Source organism: Prevotella sp. oral taxon 317 str. F0108 (genome assembly GCF_000162415.1).
Classification (GTDB): domain Bacteria; phylum Bacteroidota; class Bacteroidia; order Bacteroidales; family Bacteroidaceae; genus Prevotella; species Prevotella conceptionensis.
Map to the genome: position 1 here is coordinate 145722 of NZ_GG740073.1, position 17517 is coordinate 163238.

Annotated in this window: 17 protein-coding genes; 12 read left to right on the forward strand and 5 right to left on the reverse strand. The window is 45.1% G+C overall.

What is annotated here, in order from left to right; translation table 11 throughout:
- The first annotated feature begins 73 nt into the window (after positions 1 to 73).
- From dtd to HMPREF0670_RS07430, 7 genes are read left to right on the forward strand one after another with little or no spacing between them, the layout of a single operon-like run.
- On the forward strand, positions 74 to 523 hold the full coding sequence (dtd, locus tag HMPREF0670_RS07400) for a D-aminoacyl-tRNA deacylase (RefSeq protein ID WP_009230530.1): 450 nt from the start codon (positions 74 to 76) through the stop codon (positions 521 to 523).
- Positions 524 to 535: 12 nt separating this feature from the next.
- The gene (locus HMPREF0670_RS07405) at positions 536 to 1465 is read left to right on the forward strand and encodes a DNA cytosine methyltransferase (protein WP_009230531.1); all 930 of its coding nucleotides are present in this window, start codon (positions 536 to 538) and stop codon (positions 1463 to 1465) included.
- On the forward strand, positions 1452 to 2183 hold the full coding sequence (locus HMPREF0670_RS07410) for a hypothetical protein (protein ID WP_044077953.1): 732 nt from the start codon (positions 1452 to 1454) through the stop codon (positions 2181 to 2183). Before HMPREF0670_RS07405 ends, HMPREF0670_RS07410 begins: the two co-directional genes overlap by 14 nt.
- Position 2184: 1 nt before the next feature.
- Positions 2185 to 2556, forward strand: coding sequence for a nucleotide pyrophosphohydrolase (locus HMPREF0670_RS07415; RefSeq protein ID WP_009230533.1), 372 nt, complete (start codon positions 2185 to 2187; stop codon positions 2554 to 2556).
- A gap of 6 nt (positions 2557 to 2562) precedes the next feature.
- Positions 2563 to 3492, forward strand: a complete 930-nt coding sequence (gene deoC, locus HMPREF0670_RS07420; protein WP_009230534.1) for a deoxyribose-phosphate aldolase — start codon at positions 2563 to 2565, stop codon at positions 3490 to 3492.
- A gap of 32 nt (positions 3493 to 3524) precedes the next feature.
- Complete coding sequence (locus HMPREF0670_RS07425) at positions 3525 to 4910, forward strand: GDSL-type esterase/lipase family protein (RefSeq protein WP_009230535.1); 1386 nt, start codon at positions 3525 to 3527, stop codon at positions 4908 to 4910.
- On the forward strand, positions 4907 to 6466 hold the full coding sequence (locus tag HMPREF0670_RS07430; protein ID WP_009230536.1) for an MBOAT family O-acyltransferase: 1560 nt from the start codon (positions 4907 to 4909) through the stop codon (positions 6464 to 6466). The genes HMPREF0670_RS07425 and HMPREF0670_RS07430 overlap by 4 nt, the downstream gene beginning before the upstream one ends.
- Before the next feature lie 256 nt (positions 6467 to 6722).
- Here the strand turns inward: HMPREF0670_RS07430 and HMPREF0670_RS07435 are convergent, their stop codons facing one another.
- On the reverse strand, positions 6723 to 7214 hold the full coding sequence (locus tag HMPREF0670_RS07435; protein ID WP_044077954.1) for a hypothetical protein: 492 nt from the start codon (positions 7212 to 7214) through the stop codon (positions 6723 to 6725).
- An 800-nt stretch (positions 7215 to 8014) separates the two neighbouring features.
- On the opposite strand from HMPREF0670_RS07435, the gene HMPREF0670_RS07440 reads away from it, so the two are divergent.
- The 5 genes from HMPREF0670_RS07440 to HMPREF0670_RS07455 all read left to right on the forward strand — a co-directional run bounded on the left by HMPREF0670_RS07440 (position 8015) and on the right by HMPREF0670_RS07455 (position 11729).
- Complete coding sequence (locus HMPREF0670_RS07440; RefSeq protein WP_009230538.1) at positions 8015 to 8239, forward strand: hypothetical protein; 225 nt, start codon at positions 8015 to 8017, stop codon at positions 8237 to 8239.
- Between the two features lie 1377 nt (positions 8240 to 9616).
- Entirely contained in the window at positions 9617 to 9874 is a 258-nt protein-coding gene (locus tag HMPREF0670_RS15295) for a hypothetical protein (RefSeq protein ID WP_009230539.1), read from the forward strand.
- Positions 9875 to 9900: 26 nt separating this feature from the next.
- Positions 9901 to 10032 (forward strand): hypothetical protein, encoded by a 132-nt coding sequence (locus tag HMPREF0670_RS17430; RefSeq protein ID WP_255346282.1) that lies wholly within the window; start codon positions 9901 to 9903, stop codon positions 10030 to 10032.
- A 249-nt stretch (positions 10033 to 10281) separates the two neighbouring features.
- Positions 10282 to 10908 carry a hypothetical protein gene (locus tag HMPREF0670_RS07450; protein ID WP_009230541.1) on the forward strand — a complete coding sequence of 209 codons (627 nt, stop codon included), beginning with the start codon at positions 10282 to 10284 and terminating at the stop codon, positions 10906 to 10908.
- Entirely contained in the window at positions 10905 to 11729 is an 825-nt protein-coding gene (locus HMPREF0670_RS07455) for a nucleotidyl transferase AbiEii/AbiGii toxin family protein (protein WP_009230542.1), read from the forward strand. Before HMPREF0670_RS07450 ends, HMPREF0670_RS07455 begins: the two co-directional genes overlap by 4 nt.
- A gap of 768 nt (positions 11730 to 12497) precedes the next feature.
- Here HMPREF0670_RS07455 and HMPREF0670_RS07460 read toward each other — a convergent pair.
- The 4 genes from HMPREF0670_RS07460 to HMPREF0670_RS07475 all read right to left on the reverse strand — a co-directional run bounded on the left by HMPREF0670_RS07460 (position 12498) and on the right by HMPREF0670_RS07475 (position 17376).
- Positions 12498 to 13061 carry a hypothetical protein gene (locus HMPREF0670_RS07460; RefSeq protein WP_009230543.1) on the reverse strand — a complete coding sequence of 188 codons (564 nt, stop codon included), beginning with the start codon at positions 13059 to 13061 and terminating at the stop codon, positions 12498 to 12500.
- Positions 13048 to 14340, reverse strand: coding sequence for a C10 family peptidase (locus HMPREF0670_RS07465; RefSeq protein WP_009230544.1), 1293 nt, complete (start codon positions 14338 to 14340; stop codon positions 13048 to 13050). The genes HMPREF0670_RS07460 and HMPREF0670_RS07465 overlap by 14 nt, the downstream gene beginning before the upstream one ends.
- A 189-nt stretch (positions 14341 to 14529) precedes the next feature.
- A complete protein-coding gene (locus HMPREF0670_RS07470; protein WP_009230545.1) occupies positions 14530 to 15369 on the reverse strand; it encodes a DUF4249 domain-containing protein in 840 nt (279 codons plus the stop codon).
- A 3-nt stretch (positions 15370 to 15372) separates the two neighbouring features.
- On the reverse strand, positions 15373 to 17376 hold the full coding sequence (locus tag HMPREF0670_RS07475; RefSeq protein ID WP_009230546.1) for a TonB-dependent receptor plug domain-containing protein: 2004 nt from the start codon (positions 17374 to 17376) through the stop codon (positions 15373 to 15375).
- Between the last annotated feature and the right edge of the window lie 141 nt (positions 17377 to 17517).

The following is a 17517-nucleotide window of genomic DNA, read 5'->3' on the forward strand; positions in this document are numbered from 1 at the left end:
ATCGCAACCCTAATTATTTTGCTGTTTGCGCGATTTTGGCTAATTTTGCACTACTCCAATAAAACAACAAACAATGCGGATAGTAATCCAGCGCGTTACACGGGCCTCGGTAAGCATCGAAGGCCGCGTAGAAAGCGCCATTGAAAAGGGAATGATGGTGTTGTTGGGCGTGGGATACGCCGACACCGACAACGATATTGACTGGCTTGTGAAGAAAACCATAAACCTGCGCATCTATGATGACAGCGAGGGAGTTATGAACCTCTCGGTTAAAGACGTGGAGGGAGATATTCTTGTAGTTAGTCAATTCACACTCATGGCCTCGTGCAAGAAGGGCAATCGCCCCTCTTACATCCACGCGGCAAGCCCAGATGTGTCTGTTCCGCTTTACGAACGGTTCTGCCAACGCCTTTCAGAGTCGCTTGGTAAGCCCGTTGCCACAGGCGTTTTCGGTGCAGACATGCAGGTTGAACTGGTAAACGATGGGCCTGTTACCATCGTGATAGACAGCAAAGACAGGTAAAAAAGGAGGTAAATGGTCAGATATGTAGACCTTTTCGCTGGTATAGGCGGTATAAGAATACCCTTCGACGAATTAGGAGCGCAATGCGTTTTCTCGTCTGAATGGGATAAAGCTGCATGCAAAACGTATGCAGCCAACTTTGGTGATATACCATCTGGCGACATCACAAAGATTGCCGCCGAAGACATTCCGCCACATCAGCTGCTCTTAGCAGGCTTCCCATGCCAGGCATTCAGCATCATGGGGCAGATGAAAGGGTTTGACGATACACGGGGAACAATGTTCTTTGAGGTGGCAAGAATACTTGACTACCACAAACCAAAAGCCGTGTTGCTTGAAAATGTGAAACAACTTACAACGCACGACCGCGGTAAGACCTTCGAAACAATAAAGGCCACGCTCCGTTCACTTGGTTATCACATAAACTGGCGCGTGTTGAACGCTATGGATTTCGGCCTCCCTCAAAAACGAGAAAGGGTAATCATTGTTGGGTTTAGAGACAAAATGGCGTACGAAAACTTTGATTTCACATTCAAGAAAAAGCCATTTAACCTGGCAACTATTCTTGAAGAAGAAAAAGATATAGACCCAAAACTATACGCCTCGAAAACAATCAGAGAAAAAAGAAAGGCTAGCACAGCAGGCAAAGAAGTGTTCTACCCATCAATCTGGCATGAGAACAAGGCCGGCAACATATCAGTGCTCAACTATTCGTGTGCTCTACGCACGGGGGCATCCTACAATTATCTGCTTGTTAATGGCGTACGCCGCCCATCATCAAGGGAATTACTAAGGCTACAAGGCTTTCCTGAAACATTTAAAATCGTTGTTTCGCATGCTGACATAAGGCGACAAACTGGCAATTCTGTGGCCATACCCATGATTAGAGCCGTTGCGGAAAAGATGTATAAACTAATCGACAAAGCTGATGAAACATCCTAAGCTGAGAGACAGCCACAGACTTAACGCCCGTGAATTGTATCCTACAAATGAAATTCCCGATGATGTGGTTACCCAAATTGGCGCTCACATAATATATTTATTGGCATTAGGCCGAAAAGACATAACAGGAACAGACTGGGGAGACACACTGGCACTGGCCTTACAAGCCACTCACCTAGACTCGCCTATCGGCATTGCAGATGTTGTGAGAGAAAAGATGGCGTGGTCGGCTAAGACAATCAAAACCACATCGCCACTAAACACAGAGACCGTTAGGCTAATTAGCGGAAGGTGCTCGCCAGACTATTCATACGGCATCGCCAATCCACACGACGACATACAGCAAACAGGCAGGGCAGTACTAGGCATTTGGAACGAGCGAATAAACATTGCTCAAGACAATTATAACCCAATAAGAACGTCTGTTTTGATAAGGAGTAACGACTTGTCTACCTTCTCCTTGTTCGAAGAAGAGGTGCAACGCTATCGCACAAGCGACTTTGTGTGGGAAGTAAACGCCAATGGCAATCTCATCGGGAAAGAAATTGAGACCAGCCAAACCAAATTCACTTGGCAGCCACATGGTTCACAATTCACTATACACACCAAGGTTCCTACCAATGCCATCAAATTTAGGATAAGGAAACCACCTCTCATTGAGAAAAAAGACATATTAAATTCGATTAATTTCGACCCTTCATGGATAACCCGTTTATAGCATGCAACAACAAAACGACAACGACAAAACACCAACAAACGAACCGCTAACACTAGGCGGAGCGCAACAGTTGGTGGACCAATGGGTTAAACAATACGGCGTGCGCTACTTCTCGGAACTAACCAACATGGCCGTTCTTACCGAAGAAGTGGGCGAACTGGCACGCCAAATGGCACGCATATACGGCGACCAAAGCTTTAAACAGGGAGAAGAACCAAACCTGGGCGACGAGATGGCCGACGTGTTATGGGTGCTGCTTTGCTTGGCCAACCAAACAGGAGTGAACCTCGAAGAAGAGCTAAAGCTCAACATCGAGAAGAAAACAAGGCGCGACAAAACCCGCCACATCAACAACGAAAAACTAAAAAAATAAGGAAATATGAGCGAACATAACCATCAACACGAACACCACCACCACGAAGAAGAGGTGAGCAAGTACGAGAAAACCCTGCAACAATACACCATCGAGCTAGACGATGCGCAGGTGCAGCAGGCCGTTAAAACCATTATCGCCGAGAAAACACTGGCTAACGACACGCCCGAAGTAAAGAAATTCCTCTTCGGCAGCATCGAACTAACCACGCTCAGCACCACCGATTCGGACACCAGCGTAATGGCTTTCGTAGACCGCGTTAACCAATTTGAAAACGCTTACCCGCAACTTCCCCACGTGGCAGCCGTGTGTGTGTACCCCTGCTTTGCCGAAGTGGCCAGCGAAACGCTTGAAGTGGAAGGTGTAGAAATAACCTGCGTATCGGGTAGTTTCCCCTCTTCGCAAGCCGTTATCGAGGTAAAAGTGGCCGAAACAGCACTTGCCGTACGCGACGGCGCAACGGAAATAGACATCGTTATGCCCGTGGGCAAGTTCCTCTCTGGCAACTATGAAGAGCTTTGCGACGACATAGCCGAGCTGAAACAGGCCTGCGGCGACAAGCCAATGAAGGTTATTCTCGAAACAGGCGACCTCAAAACGGCATCCAACATCAAGAAAGCATCCCTGCTATCCATGTATGCCGGAGCCGACTACATCAAGACTTCTACGGGCAAAGAGAAGGTCTCGGCAACGCCAGAGGCCGCTTATGTGATGTGTCAGGCCATCAAAGAGTATTACGAAAAAACAGGCATACAGATTGGCTTTAAGCCCGCTGGCGGCATCAACACCGTGATGGACGCCATCATCTACTACACCATCGTGAAAGAAGTGTTGGGCGAAAAGTGGCTTACCAACAAGTGGTTCCGCCTTGGCACCAGCCGATTGGCCAACCTACTGCTAAGCGAAATAAACGGCGAAGAAACAAAATTCTTCTAAAAAAGAACGCTCCCTAACAACAGTAACAGCAAATGAACCCACCCGCAAGAACCTTCATCCTCGTAGCCATAACCGTGGCCGCGCTCTTGCTTATGCACCAACTGCCCACGCTTTCGATAGGCGGTACGCAGCTGCGCGAAGTAAACATACTGAGTCAAGTGGTGCCCGAAAACGATGGCAAGCAAGTAGACGTGCTGCCAACAACGCCTCCCCACCCCATCATGGTACAGACCAAGAAGGGTGCCGCCCTGCATTTTAAGGAAGTGTGGACAAAGGGTGTGGAACCTATCTTCGACTATTCAAGCGGAGCGGCTGGCGGAATGGACCACTTTTACAGTCAGCTAACCAAGGTTAAGCAGCTCGACAGGCCCGTGCGCATAGCCTATTTCGGCGACTCGTACATCGAAGGCGACATCCTGACGGCCGACTTACGCGAGCTGTTCCAACGCACATGGGGCGGATGTGGCGTGGGATGGGTAGACACGGGGTCGCGAATGCAGCAAAACCGCATATCCATCAGGCAGCAATATAGTGGCATTACCGAGTATGCCGTGGCCAAAAAGCCCTTCGACATCTCAAAACAAGGCATCAACGAACGCTATTTCGCGCCACGCGAAGGCTCGTGGATAAAGGTGAGCGGCACCAAAAACTACGCCCATACCCAAAATTGGACCATATCAACGCTTTACTTTCACACCCCCACTAGCGTAACCATCAAGAGCAACGACGGCAAAGGGCACATCAGCGAACATAAGTTTACCGGCTCCACTGCCGTGCAAAAGCTAGAAGTTAAAGACTCGCTCAACAGCATTGGCTTTGCCTTTAAGGGCGTGGGAAGTGGCACTTTCCTATACGGACTAACACTAGACGGCGACAAAGGCGTAACCCTCGACAACTTCTCCATGCGCGGTTCGCCCGGCCTTACGCTGGCCAAGATACCCACACATCGCCTACAAGACTTCAGCAGACTGCGTCCTTACGACCTCATCGTGCTGCATTTCGGCCTGAACGTGGCCGTTCCTGGCAACCCATTGAGCGTGATGAAGGGCTATACAACGAAGATGAAGAAGGTGATTGAGCTGATGCGGCAAACCTTTCCACAAGCATCGATATTGGTAGTAAGCGTACCCGACCGCGACCAACGCTCGCCCAACGGCATACAAACGATGAAAGAAGTAAAGCAACTGGTGGCCCTGCAACAGCAAATGGCAGCCGACATGAAGGTGGCTTTCCTCAATTTCTTCGAGGCTATGGGTGGAGAAAGCAGCGTAAAAACGCTGGTAGAACGCAGTTATGCCAACAAAGACTACACCCACCTCAACTACAAGGGCGGTAAAGAACTGGCCAGAAAGATGTTCCCTTCGTTTAAAGAGGGGTACAAAAACTATGTTAGACGCAAAGCAATAGAAAAGAAATGATTAAACAACTGTCCGAATTCGTCGAGAAAGTGTCGTACTATGCCGACCAAATTGCCGAATTCACCAAGCAACACGCCGCAGAGATACACCGTGTTACCGACCTTCTCACCTACAATTCCGACGAGCCGCTCATCTTCTCGACGGGTCTTTTCCTCATGCTTTTCTTGGGGTTCGCCTTCGTCTACATGTGCTTGCAACGCCGTCTTACGGCACGTTTGCTCTTCGTAACCGCCTTTTCGTACTACTTTTACTACAAAAGCAGCGGTTTATATTTCTTCTTGCTCGCGCTAGTTACCATCAGCGACTTCTTCTTAGCCAACCTCATACACCGCTATCGCGAGCGTCGAGGTTTGGGAAAGCTGTTTGTTACGTTGAGTTTGGTTATCGACCTAGGTTTGTTGGGCTACTTCAAGTACACCAATTTCTTCGTTGGGATGGTGGCGCGCATGCTAGAACACAACTTCCAACCGTGGGACATCTTCTTGCCCGTAGGCATTAGTTTCTTCACGTTTCAAAGTCTTAGCTACACCATCGACGTGTATCGCGGCCACTTAAAGCCCCTACCCTCCTTGCTCGACTATGCTTTTTACGTGTCGTTCTTCCCCCAATTGGTGGCCGGTCCCATCGTTCGTGCCAGCGATTTTGCGCCACAGATACGCCAACCGCTAACCATTACGCGCGACATGTTCGCCCGTGGGCTGTTCTTTATCCTCATCGGACTGTTTAAAAAAGCCGTGATAAGCGATTATATCAGCCTCAACTTCGTAGACCGCATCTTCGACAATCCTGGTCTTTACAGCGGTTTAGAAAACCTCTTGGGCATCTATGGCTATGCCATGCAGATATATTGCGACTTCTCGGGCTATTCGGACATGGCCATCGGCATTGCCTTATTGCTGGGTTTCCATTTCCCTTTAAACTTCAACGCGCCCTATGCCGCCACCAACATCAGCGACTTTTGGCGGCGTTGGCACATATCGCTCTCCACTTGGATACGCGATTACATCTACATTTCGTTGGGCGGAAACCGCAAAGGAAAGATAAGGCAGTACTTCAATCTCATCCTTACCATGCTGCTTGGCGGCCTTTGGCATGGTGCAAGCCTCAACTTTATCATCTGGGGTGGCATGCATGGCGTGGCCTTAGCCGTACACAAGTTGTTCTCGCAAGGGCTGTTAAAGCATCCGCGCGGCTATGTTAGCCGTGGCATTCGCCGTCCTTTGGCCATCTTTGTCACCTTCCATTTCGTGTGTTTCACATGGTTGTTCTTCCGCAACTTGTCTTTCGAAACCAGCAAGATGATGCTTAACCGCATCTTTACCGACTTCCGCGCCGACCTCTTCGTCCCCATTTTGCACGGCTACAAGTACGTATTGGCCCTGATGCTCTTCGGTTTCGTCACCCATTACATACCCAATCGCTGGCAAGAGGGCATCATAGCCGGCCTGCGCCGCTGCAATGTGGTGGTGTGCGCACTATTCCTAGTTATCGTTATTTATATCGTTATACAGGTAAAAAGCAGCGCCATACAGCCCTTTATCTATTTCCAGTTCTAGACAGATAGACAACTATCATCATGGCTGGTTCCAAAAATTACCTTCTCTATATTTTTTAAATTGACACATGTTCTTCTCATTAACTTGCCCGATTGGTTTGTTATTAACAGGCATGTCACCTTTAACAACCTGCCAGAACAGCTGTTCTGGCAGATTCTAAAAAATACAGAGAAGGTAACCTTTGTTTCAACTAGTGTATAAACAGCACATACATAAAGAGACAGGTCATAAAGGTAAAGATTGTCTTCTTCATAATTTATTCCACTTTAAAATCCACTTTACATTCAACCATGTGTTTATTCTCTAACGTTACGTTGAACCGTGCCACATAATCACCAACAGGTAAGGCAGTTCTCGGACGTTTTTGTACAAAAAAGTTTTTCTTCTCTAACCAGCTGCAAAGCCAATTAAAATCCCCATGTGCAGGTATATACCTCATCACATAAAAGGGATCGAAAATTTCATCCCAGGGCTTTCCCATGTCTTTTCCGTCTGATGTGTATACATGGAACACATCGCGCAAGTCTATTATTTTCCATGCCTCCACAGGTTTTTCGCCTTCATTCATTACCGTCAGTTCAAAGAGAATGTCCTCACCATGTTTGAACACACTCGTTTCTTCCCCTTTCGCATTCAATACTTTGAAACGAACCTTTAAGTCGCTTTTTTCCGCATCATCCTTGCTGCAACCCACAAATGCAAGTAGCAGGAATGGTATGGTCAATGCCATTAAAACACTTTTTTTCATAAGCAAACATTTTGTGGTCTACAAACTTAAGGCTTGTTCTAAAAATTCCTCGATAAGGTACAATGCTTATTTCATGCATAGCCTTTCACTGTCTTCTTGCTTTTGTTCGGCATCTTTCACTTATTTGCAAATAGTATAATCAATCCTACTCCTTCAATAAGTAAGTGAAATCTGCTCACCAAATACAGAGAAGACCATCTTTTAGAACCTTCCTTAAAAGTAGAGATTTTACAGTTATTTAGTTATTATCAGAGCTAAGACAAAAGAAAACTTGTTGTAATCTGTACCAAAGAGTTAGTGAAAGTTTCAAACATCCAACGTTCTTTGTGAACAAGTGTCCTTATTGTCGCAACCACAACCTTCTTGTGGATGTCCATACCGCAACTGCGTGCGATTCAAACCGAGCGAATTCCAAATATGCCATAGTTCATTTTGTGAAGTTAACACTTTGCTGCAAAGGTAACTAAAACTAAATATTTACATTCGCTTTGACGATAATCAAATTGTCATGGGTGTTTCATAATGGATAATTTAATGTTAGAATGAAGATAATTACTAGTTTGTGCGCCAAATGATACACTATGAATTAAGCGTTAAAGTGTACATTGCAAATATAAAAAAAATAACAACACGAACAGGAAAAACTATATTTTTTAACTTTTAAATATCATCAAAATCACCCGACAAAACACCATAACGAACGTTTAAAGCGGTTAATTGCCACTAAAAAAGAGCCATAAATTGAACAGCAAAACAAAGAAAAATTAGTTTTCTATTCAGTTTTTAGCTATCTTTGCAGCATGATTAATGGTTTAGAACACATTGGCAACATCCCCATAAGCACGTCTGCCCTCTCCTCGTTATACCCCGAAATGGAGGCAGGCAACCAAAAGGTGCGCAACCTTGAACTAGGTGGAAAGCTCATCCGATTAAAGAAGGGACTTTACATTGTCAACCCAACCGTATCGCGCGTAGCACTATCCACAGAGCTAATTGCCAATCATATCTATGTGATGCAAAGCTAAGATAAAGGTCTCCGCTCATGTACGAAGTACTAAACAAATCAACTTACTGGCTTATAAATTCACGAAAAGCCAACAACTCCCGAACACATCAACTCATCAACTTACTAACTCAAAAACTTAAATCGTTATCTTTTATTTTACAATATCACTCAAATTTTCTCTCCGTTCTAGAGAAAATACAGGTCAAAAAGTAGGTAAAAAGCCACTTTTTCTACCCTTTCATCTTTTGGAATTTGTCAATTTTTAAGCCTACAACCTGCATTTTGCACCATTTTACCTTTCTATTTTGGTAGCCAGCTCGTAATTTTTAAAGTCCAATTACCTGCTTTTTGCCCCTAAAACCCCACTTTTTGATGCCCATTTTGCCCTTTCTAGCCCTATTTTTCATGGCTCTGAAAGGTTTTGTTTATACAATTGCAGCGTATTTTTATGCTTTTCACCTTGCGTTTAGCACCATTTTACACTGCATTTAGCACCATTTTAGCTTGCATTTAGCATCAAAACGCACTGCGTTTTGCACCAAAACACAGTCTATTTAGCACCAAAACGCACTCCATTTAGCGGCATATTGCACCACATTTGGCTAAAAATGGCCCGAAAGTTGGTGCAAAAGGCCGTTTATTGTAATAAATATTCATTCTTCCGCAACCGAGAACTACCCCCTTTTTGCAACGAAACAAACCCCCGCGAGAATCGATTTTTTGCGGCAAGGTAGGCAGTTGGCGGACAAAAGGGGCACTCTTCATGTTAAATTTTACACTGAAAAATAGACAAAAAAAATAATCGATACGTGTGCACGCGCATGGATAACGGCACAGAACACCTGGGAAAGTTAACGAGAGAAACAGCCGACAAGTTAATTGGCTTAGCAAGCTAACAAATTGCTTACGGCAAGCAGTTGTTGACACAAACGCTACCGAGTGCCATAAACCAAGGTCTTTGGCCTAGCTGTTGCCCACCGCAAGCTGGGCTGGATAGGCCGCTAAACGCACGCAAGCACTACCCCATAAACAGGCCAACCCCACACGATAGTTGCCGAAAGATGGACGATTTCTCGCTGTGAATGGGTGCTCTCCATTAATAAAACATCAAGCCATTCTTCTAAATTGAACTTATTTTGGTTATAATTTCAGTTAAAAAGTACTAAACCGTTTGATTGAGTAGAACAATATTTTACCTTTGCCTAACAGAAAAGCTTTTCACAAACAACTTTAAATTAAACAATCACAAACTTCCAAGAAATAGTACATCATGCAGAACCTAAAAACTAAGTTACTCACAACATTATTTCTGCTTTCGTTCCCATGCTTTCACACAATGGTCCAACAATCAGAAGGAGGAGACGAAAAATGAAAGCTGATAAGAACAGGGTTAAGGGTGCAAACGAGTAGGTTTGCAAAGGAATTCAGACCCTATGAACTTACTTCGGCCATTGGTTGGAACATCACTAGTCGCTTCTTTGCCAACCTGCAAGGTGAGGCTGCTGTGGCACTATTCAAAGTAGATGGAAAGAAAGACTACTCAACCAACTACACGCTGGGGCTGAACACTGGATATACCTTCGTTAAAAACGACCTTTGCAGCATCGATGCACGCGTTGGTGCAGGCACAAAGCTTGGCAAAAGCGATGCCTGAAGTACCATTATTACGACCTAGGGGTGATGATGCACATCGGCAAAGGCCACTTCAGGCCTACTTGCGGTATTGGTTTACGGCACTACAAGTCGCACAACGACGCATTTAAAGACCGCACACGCATCTATGCAGCAGTAGGTATGATATTCGGCGGATAGCATTACGTAACGCCCTTACGCGCAAAGCAAAAGGGCAAAACGTGCTATTAAGACACTATTATGGTGGTGAAAGAGACGGTAATGTCTGTTTCACCACCATTTTTTACGTGCCAAACCAAACGCCAATCACGCGAAAAAAGCTCAATCAAACCCCGAACTATGGTTAAATGCCGCTAAAAAGAGCCATAAATTGAACAGCAAAACAAAGAAAAATTAGTTTTCTATTCAGTTTTTAGCTATCTTTGCAGCATGATTAATGGCTTAGAACACATTGGCAACATCCCCATAAGCACGTCTGCCCTCTCCTCGTTATACCCCGAAATGAAGGCAGGCAACCAAAAGGTGCGCAACCTTGAACTAGCAGGAAAGCTCATCCGATTAAAGAAGGGACTTTACGTTGTCAACCCAACCGTATCGCGCGTAGCACTATCCACAGAGCTAATTGCCAATCACATCTATGCCCCTTCGTATATATCCATGTCCTCGGCCCTAAGATATTATGGACTGATACCAGAAACGGTCTATTCCGTTCAGTCGATGACGATAAAGCATTCGCGCAGTTTCAACACGCCCATTGGCCTATTCGACTACACATCCATCAACCGCGACGCCTTTCATATAGGCGTAACCAGCGTCAATAAGCAAAGCTATTCGTTCCTCATAGCAACGCCAGAAAAGGCGTTATGCGACCTCATTGCCAATTCACCGTTGGTAAATCTGCGATATTTAAAGGATGTTGAGACGTATCTAGAACAAGACATACGAATGAACATCGACGAACTGCGTAAGATGAACCTCACCATCTTTGAGCAATACGCCAAGGTTGGCAAGAAGGGCAAGTCTATACAAACGCTCATTAATTACTTAAACCGATGAACGAAATATACAACCTCATGCTATCGGCTTACGAACAGACAACCGAACAGCAAAAGCGCAATGCCACTTTCGAAGTAAATCAGCAGATAATACTTGCTGGCCTTTACAATGGTGGTTTCTTCGACGAAGCAGCTTTCTATGGCGGTACATGTCTTCGGATATTTCACGGACTTCAACGCTTTTCAGAAGACATGGATTTTTCACTTCTTGCGCCAAACAAAGCATTCGATTTCAGCCGATACTTCCAACCAATCATCGACGAGTTTGCCTTAGTTGGCCGAAAAGTAGAAATAACGAAGAAAGACAAGAAAGCCTTTTGCAAGGTTGAATCGGCCTTTTTGAAAGATAACACCGATGTTTACGATGTTACCTTTCAGACAGAAAAGTCTGTAAAAATCAAGATTGAAGTTGATACTCAGCCCCCTTTGAAATTCAACACAGAGCAAAAACTTCTGCTATTGCCAAAGTCGTTCATGGTTCGTTGCTATACCTTGCCCAACCTTTTTGCAGGAAAGATACACGCTTTGCTTTACCGAACATGGAAAAATAGAGTAAAAGGGCGCGATTGGTACGACTTTGAATGGTACATACGCCACAATACACCACTCGATTTCAATCATCTGCACGAGCGAACCTTGCAGTTTAATCAAGAAGACATAAGCAAGGAATTGTTTCTTGAAAAGCTGAAACAACGACTTTCAACAGCCGACATCAATCAAGTGAAAGCCGATGTCTTACCCTTTGTTCGCAATCCTATGGAACTCAACATCTGGTCGAACGACTATTTTTTGCAATTGGCAAGCAATATAAAATTTATGTAAAGATTCTTTGAACAATCTGCATCAAAACCCTAAAACCCACTACTCACCACCTTACAACTCACAAAGGGCAATACATTAAACCGCATTTTGCACAAATGTCAACTCGCCTGAGAATTGAATATTTGCGACCAAAGTGGGCGATTGGCTGGCAAGAATGGCAGCCAAAATGCCAAAAAACGTGCTGAAAATATTAAATTCTTACACTTCTAGCGGTTCAAACACCTTCGAACAGACCACCAAAAGCAAATTAAAAACCAGGGTACAGAAAGAATAAGAATAGACCACTGGAAATTGCACGACAATGCGTTTAAGGGCCGTAAACGCATTAATTTTGTGGTTTTACCCACAAGATAAAAGGGCATATACACAAAGAAAAAGAGCCGTAAACGTGCTATTAAGATACTAACATGTCAACCTGATCGACGGTTAATATCCCGTTTGCTCTATTGTTTACCCATAGCAAACTACCAACACGTCAATCCTTAACGCTTTACTTGCACTGCATATTTCAATTGGATGATACAAATGGCATCCATTGCCATCTCTAACTGGCATATATCTACAAGGTCGCACATAGGTAAAAGCTAAGAAATGGCATAAAGAGACTTTAAAGGCTGCACACAAAGCTACATCACCGCGGGTTAATTTACATGCGTTAGGTACATTTAAGGACGATACGCGAAGAATAAAGAGCAAAATAACCCCATTAATAAATTAAGAAAGAGGTGAAAACGGCTTTCGCAAGCGTCTTCACCTCTTTCTTTAATTTCATTCTACAATATGGAAATCGCCCTTATCGTCTTTCTGCAAGGTGAGCAAGAACTGTGGGTATGAAGTTTTCCTGGGTTTAATCTCCACCCCATTGTAAAATATTCGTTCAATCGCGATGCTACTGTCGGCCAACATATCTTTATCTTCTGCCGCGCCATAAACAAAATCAATGCGGAGGTCGATGGTTTTGCCCTCGATGTTCAATTGCGTTGTAGCATAGCCTTCGCCATGCGAGCGGTTGGCGTTATAGGTCATGTCTTTTTCGTCGGGCAGTTCAGCAATAAACTCCAAACGTTTCTCTCCCAAGCTATTGTCTGCGTTGATGCGCACGGAGAAACCTTGCTTGCTTTGCAAGCCATAGACAGAGAAGTTTTTTTTCTGCATCAACAACTCATAATCGTAAGCTTGCCCCTTGGCGTCTAGCAGCGAAAGTAAAATCGTGTTCTGCCGAAGAGCAGCTATCGTAGGCTGATAGTCATATTCATTGCAGGTAGTGCACGATGAAAAGATTAGGCAACCGAACAAGAATGCCATCGAGATGCGTAGTTTAGCGATATTCATAATGAGACAAATTAATGAACATATAAACATTCAAATAATATGGCATATGGGCACCATCCAATGAACCCCAAAAATCTTCAGTGGCACAATACCAACCATTTCCAGCATTTTTACCAAAGCCCCAATTCATATAAACACGATCATCATATTCTGTCCAGGTCTTGATTGTCATTCCTAAAAATTTTTTTCTAACAGTGTAAGATTGCTCGTAATAACCATCACAGAACCAAATATGCCCAGTGTTATATGGTGAATAGCCAAAAATAAGTAAACCTCGATTGCAATTTAAATCATCACCAAAATATCCTTTTCTCGTAAAATTCAAGTTAGTATAAAGAAGTTCAAAATCATAAGGCACAATTTGTGCCTGGTTATAACCCAATTTGTGAAGACCTGTTGTGATATTATCTGGTAATGCACCACTAGCTTTTGGTCCAAACGAATACCCAGGGATACTATCGGCAATTTGTCTCAGTCGACGTGCCAAGTCCGCACCATCTATATTAGTTATATCATACTTATCTGAATAAAGAAATTGTGGTTTTGTAGTAGTCATACTCCCATTAGGGCGTTGTGACGTATCGTACATCAACATACCTATTGCAATTGCAGGACAACCTATATAATACTTATTATCAGCATAATAATTATATCCTCCACCTTGATGCCATACATCCAAATCCTTACCAGTATAAGGATATATTGATTTCTTTCCTGATGAATACCTTCTCCTACCTCGTGTTTCTTTTGGTTCGGTATTCGTTAATACAACTTCATAAGAATATCCATCCTTTCCTAAATCTTTCCATTCATCAAAATATTTTTGTTTAGTTAAAGATTGATCATGCAATTCACCTTTAACACGCAACTTATAACTATTGATTAGTGAATATAAAGGATTGTCGGGATTAACATCATTGAAACTTAATGTTCCTGTACCAGAATGAGCTACAATGGGAAAAGAAGTATTGCTCCCAGAAAGTATAACATAACCATTACCCCCTGAGTAGTTAACAGCATAAAGCAATGTATCGTTTCCTTCAACCAAATAGTCAATCTTTCCTATTTTACTATCAGAAACAGCCCTGGTAGGAACATAAGAGCTATCATTGCGTGATAATCCCTCGTAAAAAAGATTAGCATAGGCTGTTGCCTGTTTCAAACTTAATTGCAACTCACTCCTTGAATGGTCATTTTTAATAGGTTCGTATGCCATCGGGCTATCCGAACAAGAATAGAAACATGCAGCTAAGGCTGCAAAAAATAATTGTTTTTTCATAAATTGTGGTTTAGTGTTAGAATGTTGATTACCTACTGGACGATGAGTACTTAGAATAAAGTAATTCTACCCAGCGTGTTGCAAATATAGGAATTAAAATTCAATATACATAAATATTCCCCCTATTTTAACACCAACGGAATTAAAAATAAAAACAAACCAAACGCCAACCAACGCCCGAAAAGCCTATCAGCCCTCAACAACAATCGTGTGGTAAGATGCACCATAGCCACACCAATAGCCCAAACCGCCGTGAATATTCGTGCGGATGTTCTGCATCGAGTTAAAAAGTGGATTGCGCCCTTCGCCTTGATAGTCGTCCATACTCTTCCAAAACTCGTACGAAACAGAGTCGATATGGCAGAATTTAATCGTTACAAACTCATATCGCTTAAAGAAAGTGGCGTTGGGACTGGTTACGTTTTGCCGCGAATTGTTAACCAAAATAGAGGCCTTCGAAGGTAAAAGGCGGTCGTTGTAGGTGCCGAGATAAGTGGAATGAAAGTCTTGGCTATAACTATACTGCCGCACAAAAACCTTATAATAGTTGGTTGTGGCAGGGTTATCCGTAAACCCTACACGCAGTTTATACCAACCTGGAAACCGCGAAAGCTCTTCCGCCTTGATGCTTGTAAGGGCAACCGGCTTGGGAATGGTGGTTACGGCATGGGCATGAAAGTTCTGAAAATCCACACGCAACGTATAAGTCTTGCCCACTTCGCCCCGCATGTCGGAGGTGGTATAGATGTAAGGCGGGAAATAATCCCTATGGGGCATGCCCGTAAGCACCACTTCGCGCGTGCCGTCGCTCACCGTTACTTTGGCCCAACGCAACAAAAAGCGGTCGAGCGAATCGGTTGATTGCAACCGCTTTGATATGGGAACGGTGGTGGTTAACTTCACAATGGGAAAGCCGCCACTATCTATCCAGCCCTCAACCACCAGCTGCGCGGGGGCTTGTTTCACCTCCGTTTCTTCGCAACTAAGGCAAAAAAACGCCAACAATAATGGGAATAATAACCTGTACATGGCCTAAAACTTAAAGAAATAACTGATGGATGGGAGAAAAGGCATTTGCTGGGGCATGAACGATAGCGGCCTATACGAATAGCCATCGCCGTCTATACGTATGCGCCAGAACAAGTCGTTGCGCCGCATGTTGGCGTTATATACCGAGAGGTTAAGGCCATGTTCGCGGCCATTGCGACTATATAGCAGGTAGTTGGCCGAGAGGTCGAGCCGAACATAGGTGCTAAGCCTGGCCCCATTGTGCGGTCCGAACTGCGAAACAAGGTTGCCATCGAGTATGTAGAAGTTCTCTGGGGCGGTGAATGGCGTACCACTGGCCCACACCAACGTTGCAGCTAAACGCCAACGAGGGCTTAATTGGTATGCGGCCACGGCGTTAAGTTCGTGCACACGCTCATGACTGGCGGGATATTCACCAAGCAAAGCTGTGCCGGGATAATGCCGTTGCGCCCTACCCCACGCGTAACTAACCCATCCCGTTAGGTAGCCCGAACGTTTTTCAAGCATCACATGCGCGCCATAATTGCGCCCTTGGCCCTCAACAAGGTGTTTACTTACGTTGTCAGATGGGTTGAAAATAACCTCGAACGGCGTGCTAACATATTCTTGTTGATGGTAAAGCCACTTGTGATAAACGCCTGCCGTAAGCTGAAATGCACCTTTAAACAAGGCGGTGCGATAGTTGGCCGAGAGGTTGATGGCGCGTTGCGGACGATGAACGGCCGACGATGAGAGCCAAAACTCACTGGGAAGATTGAGCGAAGAGAACCCCGTACGAAAGAGGTACTGACGCTTGATGGCCCCACTGACGAGGAATGCACCCACGGGCGACTGCCAAACAAGATGCAAAAGGGGGTCTAGGCCGTAGAAAGTGGCATCGGGCGAGCGATAAATTGTGGCTCGTAGGCCGCCTGTTAGTTTCAGTTGTTCGGCCAATGGTAGGGCCATGTCGGCTCCCAACGACGTTTCCAGTGTGCGTTGGCGTTGTGGTGCAGGGTTGATGTACTGCCTATCGCCGCTCACTTCGGGCGATTGAAGTTGCAAACGATGGTAAACCACGGCGGCATGTAGGCTTAATGGCGCAAAAGAGAGGTGCGCCTTGTAGCCCCAATCGGTGATAGAAGAGGGCAAACGCAAGTGTGTGTTCTCAAATCCTGTATAGAAATCATTGCCATAAGCAGAGAGGTAGGCCGTTTGTTGCAACGTTGTTCGGCCCATGCGCCTTGTCCAATGCAGTGCGCCCAAATGGTTGGCCCACTTCATTTTGCCTTTATACACAGATATTTTTTCGTTTAGTTCGCCATCGTCTTGTCCGCTGTAATAGTCTATTCGCAGCATGTTGTTATCGTCGGGACGGTAAGTCCACGTTACGTTTGCATCGTAAAAGCCATATTTTAAGGCCATTTCGTTCATGTTCAGCAAACGATGATAAAGCAGGTTTATGTAGGCCGAACGACCCGAAAGCGTTAGTTCCATCTGGCCATTGATGGGCACGCGCAGGGTGGCTTGCGAGGAAATAAGCCCGATACTGCCCTCCCCGCCAAGCTTATGGGCAATGGTATCGGGCGAACAAAGGTCTACAAAGCCGCCCAATCTGTTGGCATGACCTGCCGAAACCGCTGTGGGCGAAAAGCGCATCTGTGCATAATGGCTGGCGTTGAAAACGGAAAAGATGCCCAACAGATGGGCGGCGTTATGCACTGGCACACCATTAAGGCTCATTTCGTTGTGTGCATTGTCGCATCCCTCGATGTGTAAGCCGGCGTCTAGCTCGCCATTAGTCTGCACATTGGGCAGCGATTGGGCATAGCGCAGCGGGTCGGCATTGCCAAATAGCTTAGGCATGTCGTTCAGAAAGTCGAGGTTCAGCGTTATTTGCCCTAAGGCATTGGCACGCAACTTGCCCCGTAAACGCGGCGCAACGATGTCCACGTTACGTAAGTTTGCGGCTTTCAGCGTGTCGGCTGTTTGCCCTTTGGCCGGCAAAAGGGCTGTGGCGAAGAGCAAGGCAAACCATGTTCGGGGCTTTATGTGGTGGGCTAAGTGGCGAATAATAATGGTGGTTTAAGGGTAAAATGTTGTTGTTGGCTTTACGTTTGGCGGGTTCTGCCCATGCAATAAGCAAGAAAAGCCCACACGGGCGGCAGT

What these genes read in the sequence shown, in the direction of transcription:
- HMPREF0670_RS07415 (WP_009230533.1), top strand. Translation starts at nt 2,185, where the DNA reads ATGCAACAACAAAACGACAACGACAAAACACCAACAAACGAACCGCTA.
- HMPREF0670_RS07460 (WP_009230543.1), bottom strand. Translation starts at nt 13,061, where the DNA reads ATGAATATCGCTAAACTACGCATCTCGATGGCATTCTTGTTCGGTTGC.
- HMPREF0670_RS17430 (WP_255346282.1), top strand. Translation starts at nt 9,901, where the DNA reads ATGATGCACATCGGCAAAGGCCACTTCAGGCCTACTTGCGGTATTGGT.
- HMPREF0670_RS07430 (WP_009230536.1), top strand. Translation starts at nt 4,907, where the DNA reads ATGATTAAACAACTGTCCGAATTCGTCGAGAAAGTGTCGTACTATGCC.
- deoC (WP_009230534.1), top strand. Translation starts at nt 2,563, where the DNA reads ATGAGCGAACATAACCATCAACACGAACACCACCACCACGAAGAAGAG.
- HMPREF0670_RS07465 (WP_009230544.1), bottom strand. Translation starts at nt 14,340, where the DNA reads ATGAAAAAACAATTATTTTTTGCAGCCTTAGCTGCATGTTTCTATTCT.
- HMPREF0670_RS07440 (WP_009230538.1), top strand. Translation starts at nt 8,015, where the DNA reads ATGATTAATGGTTTAGAACACATTGGCAACATCCCCATAAGCACGTCT.
- HMPREF0670_RS07470 (WP_009230545.1), bottom strand. Translation starts at nt 15,369, where the DNA reads ATGTACAGGTTATTATTCCCATTATTGTTGGCGTTTTTTTGCCTTAGT.
- HMPREF0670_RS07455 (WP_009230542.1), top strand. Translation starts at nt 10,905, where the DNA reads ATGAACGAAATATACAACCTCATGCTATCGGCTTACGAACAGACAACC.
- HMPREF0670_RS07410 (WP_044077953.1), top strand. Translation starts at nt 1,452, where the DNA reads ATGAAACATCCTAAGCTGAGAGACAGCCACAGACTTAACGCCCGTGAA.
- HMPREF0670_RS07425 (WP_009230535.1), top strand. Translation starts at nt 3,525, where the DNA reads ATGAACCCACCCGCAAGAACCTTCATCCTCGTAGCCATAACCGTGGCC.
- HMPREF0670_RS07405 (WP_009230531.1), top strand. Translation starts at nt 536, where the DNA reads ATGGTCAGATATGTAGACCTTTTCGCTGGTATAGGCGGTATAAGAATA.
- HMPREF0670_RS07435 (WP_044077954.1), bottom strand. Translation starts at nt 7,214, where the DNA reads ATGAAAAAAAGTGTTTTAATGGCATTGACCATACCATTCCTGCTACTT.
- HMPREF0670_RS07450 (WP_009230541.1), top strand. Translation starts at nt 10,282, where the DNA reads ATGATTAATGGCTTAGAACACATTGGCAACATCCCCATAAGCACGTCT.
- dtd (WP_009230530.1), top strand. Translation starts at nt 74, where the DNA reads ATGCGGATAGTAATCCAGCGCGTTACACGGGCCTCGGTAAGCATCGAA.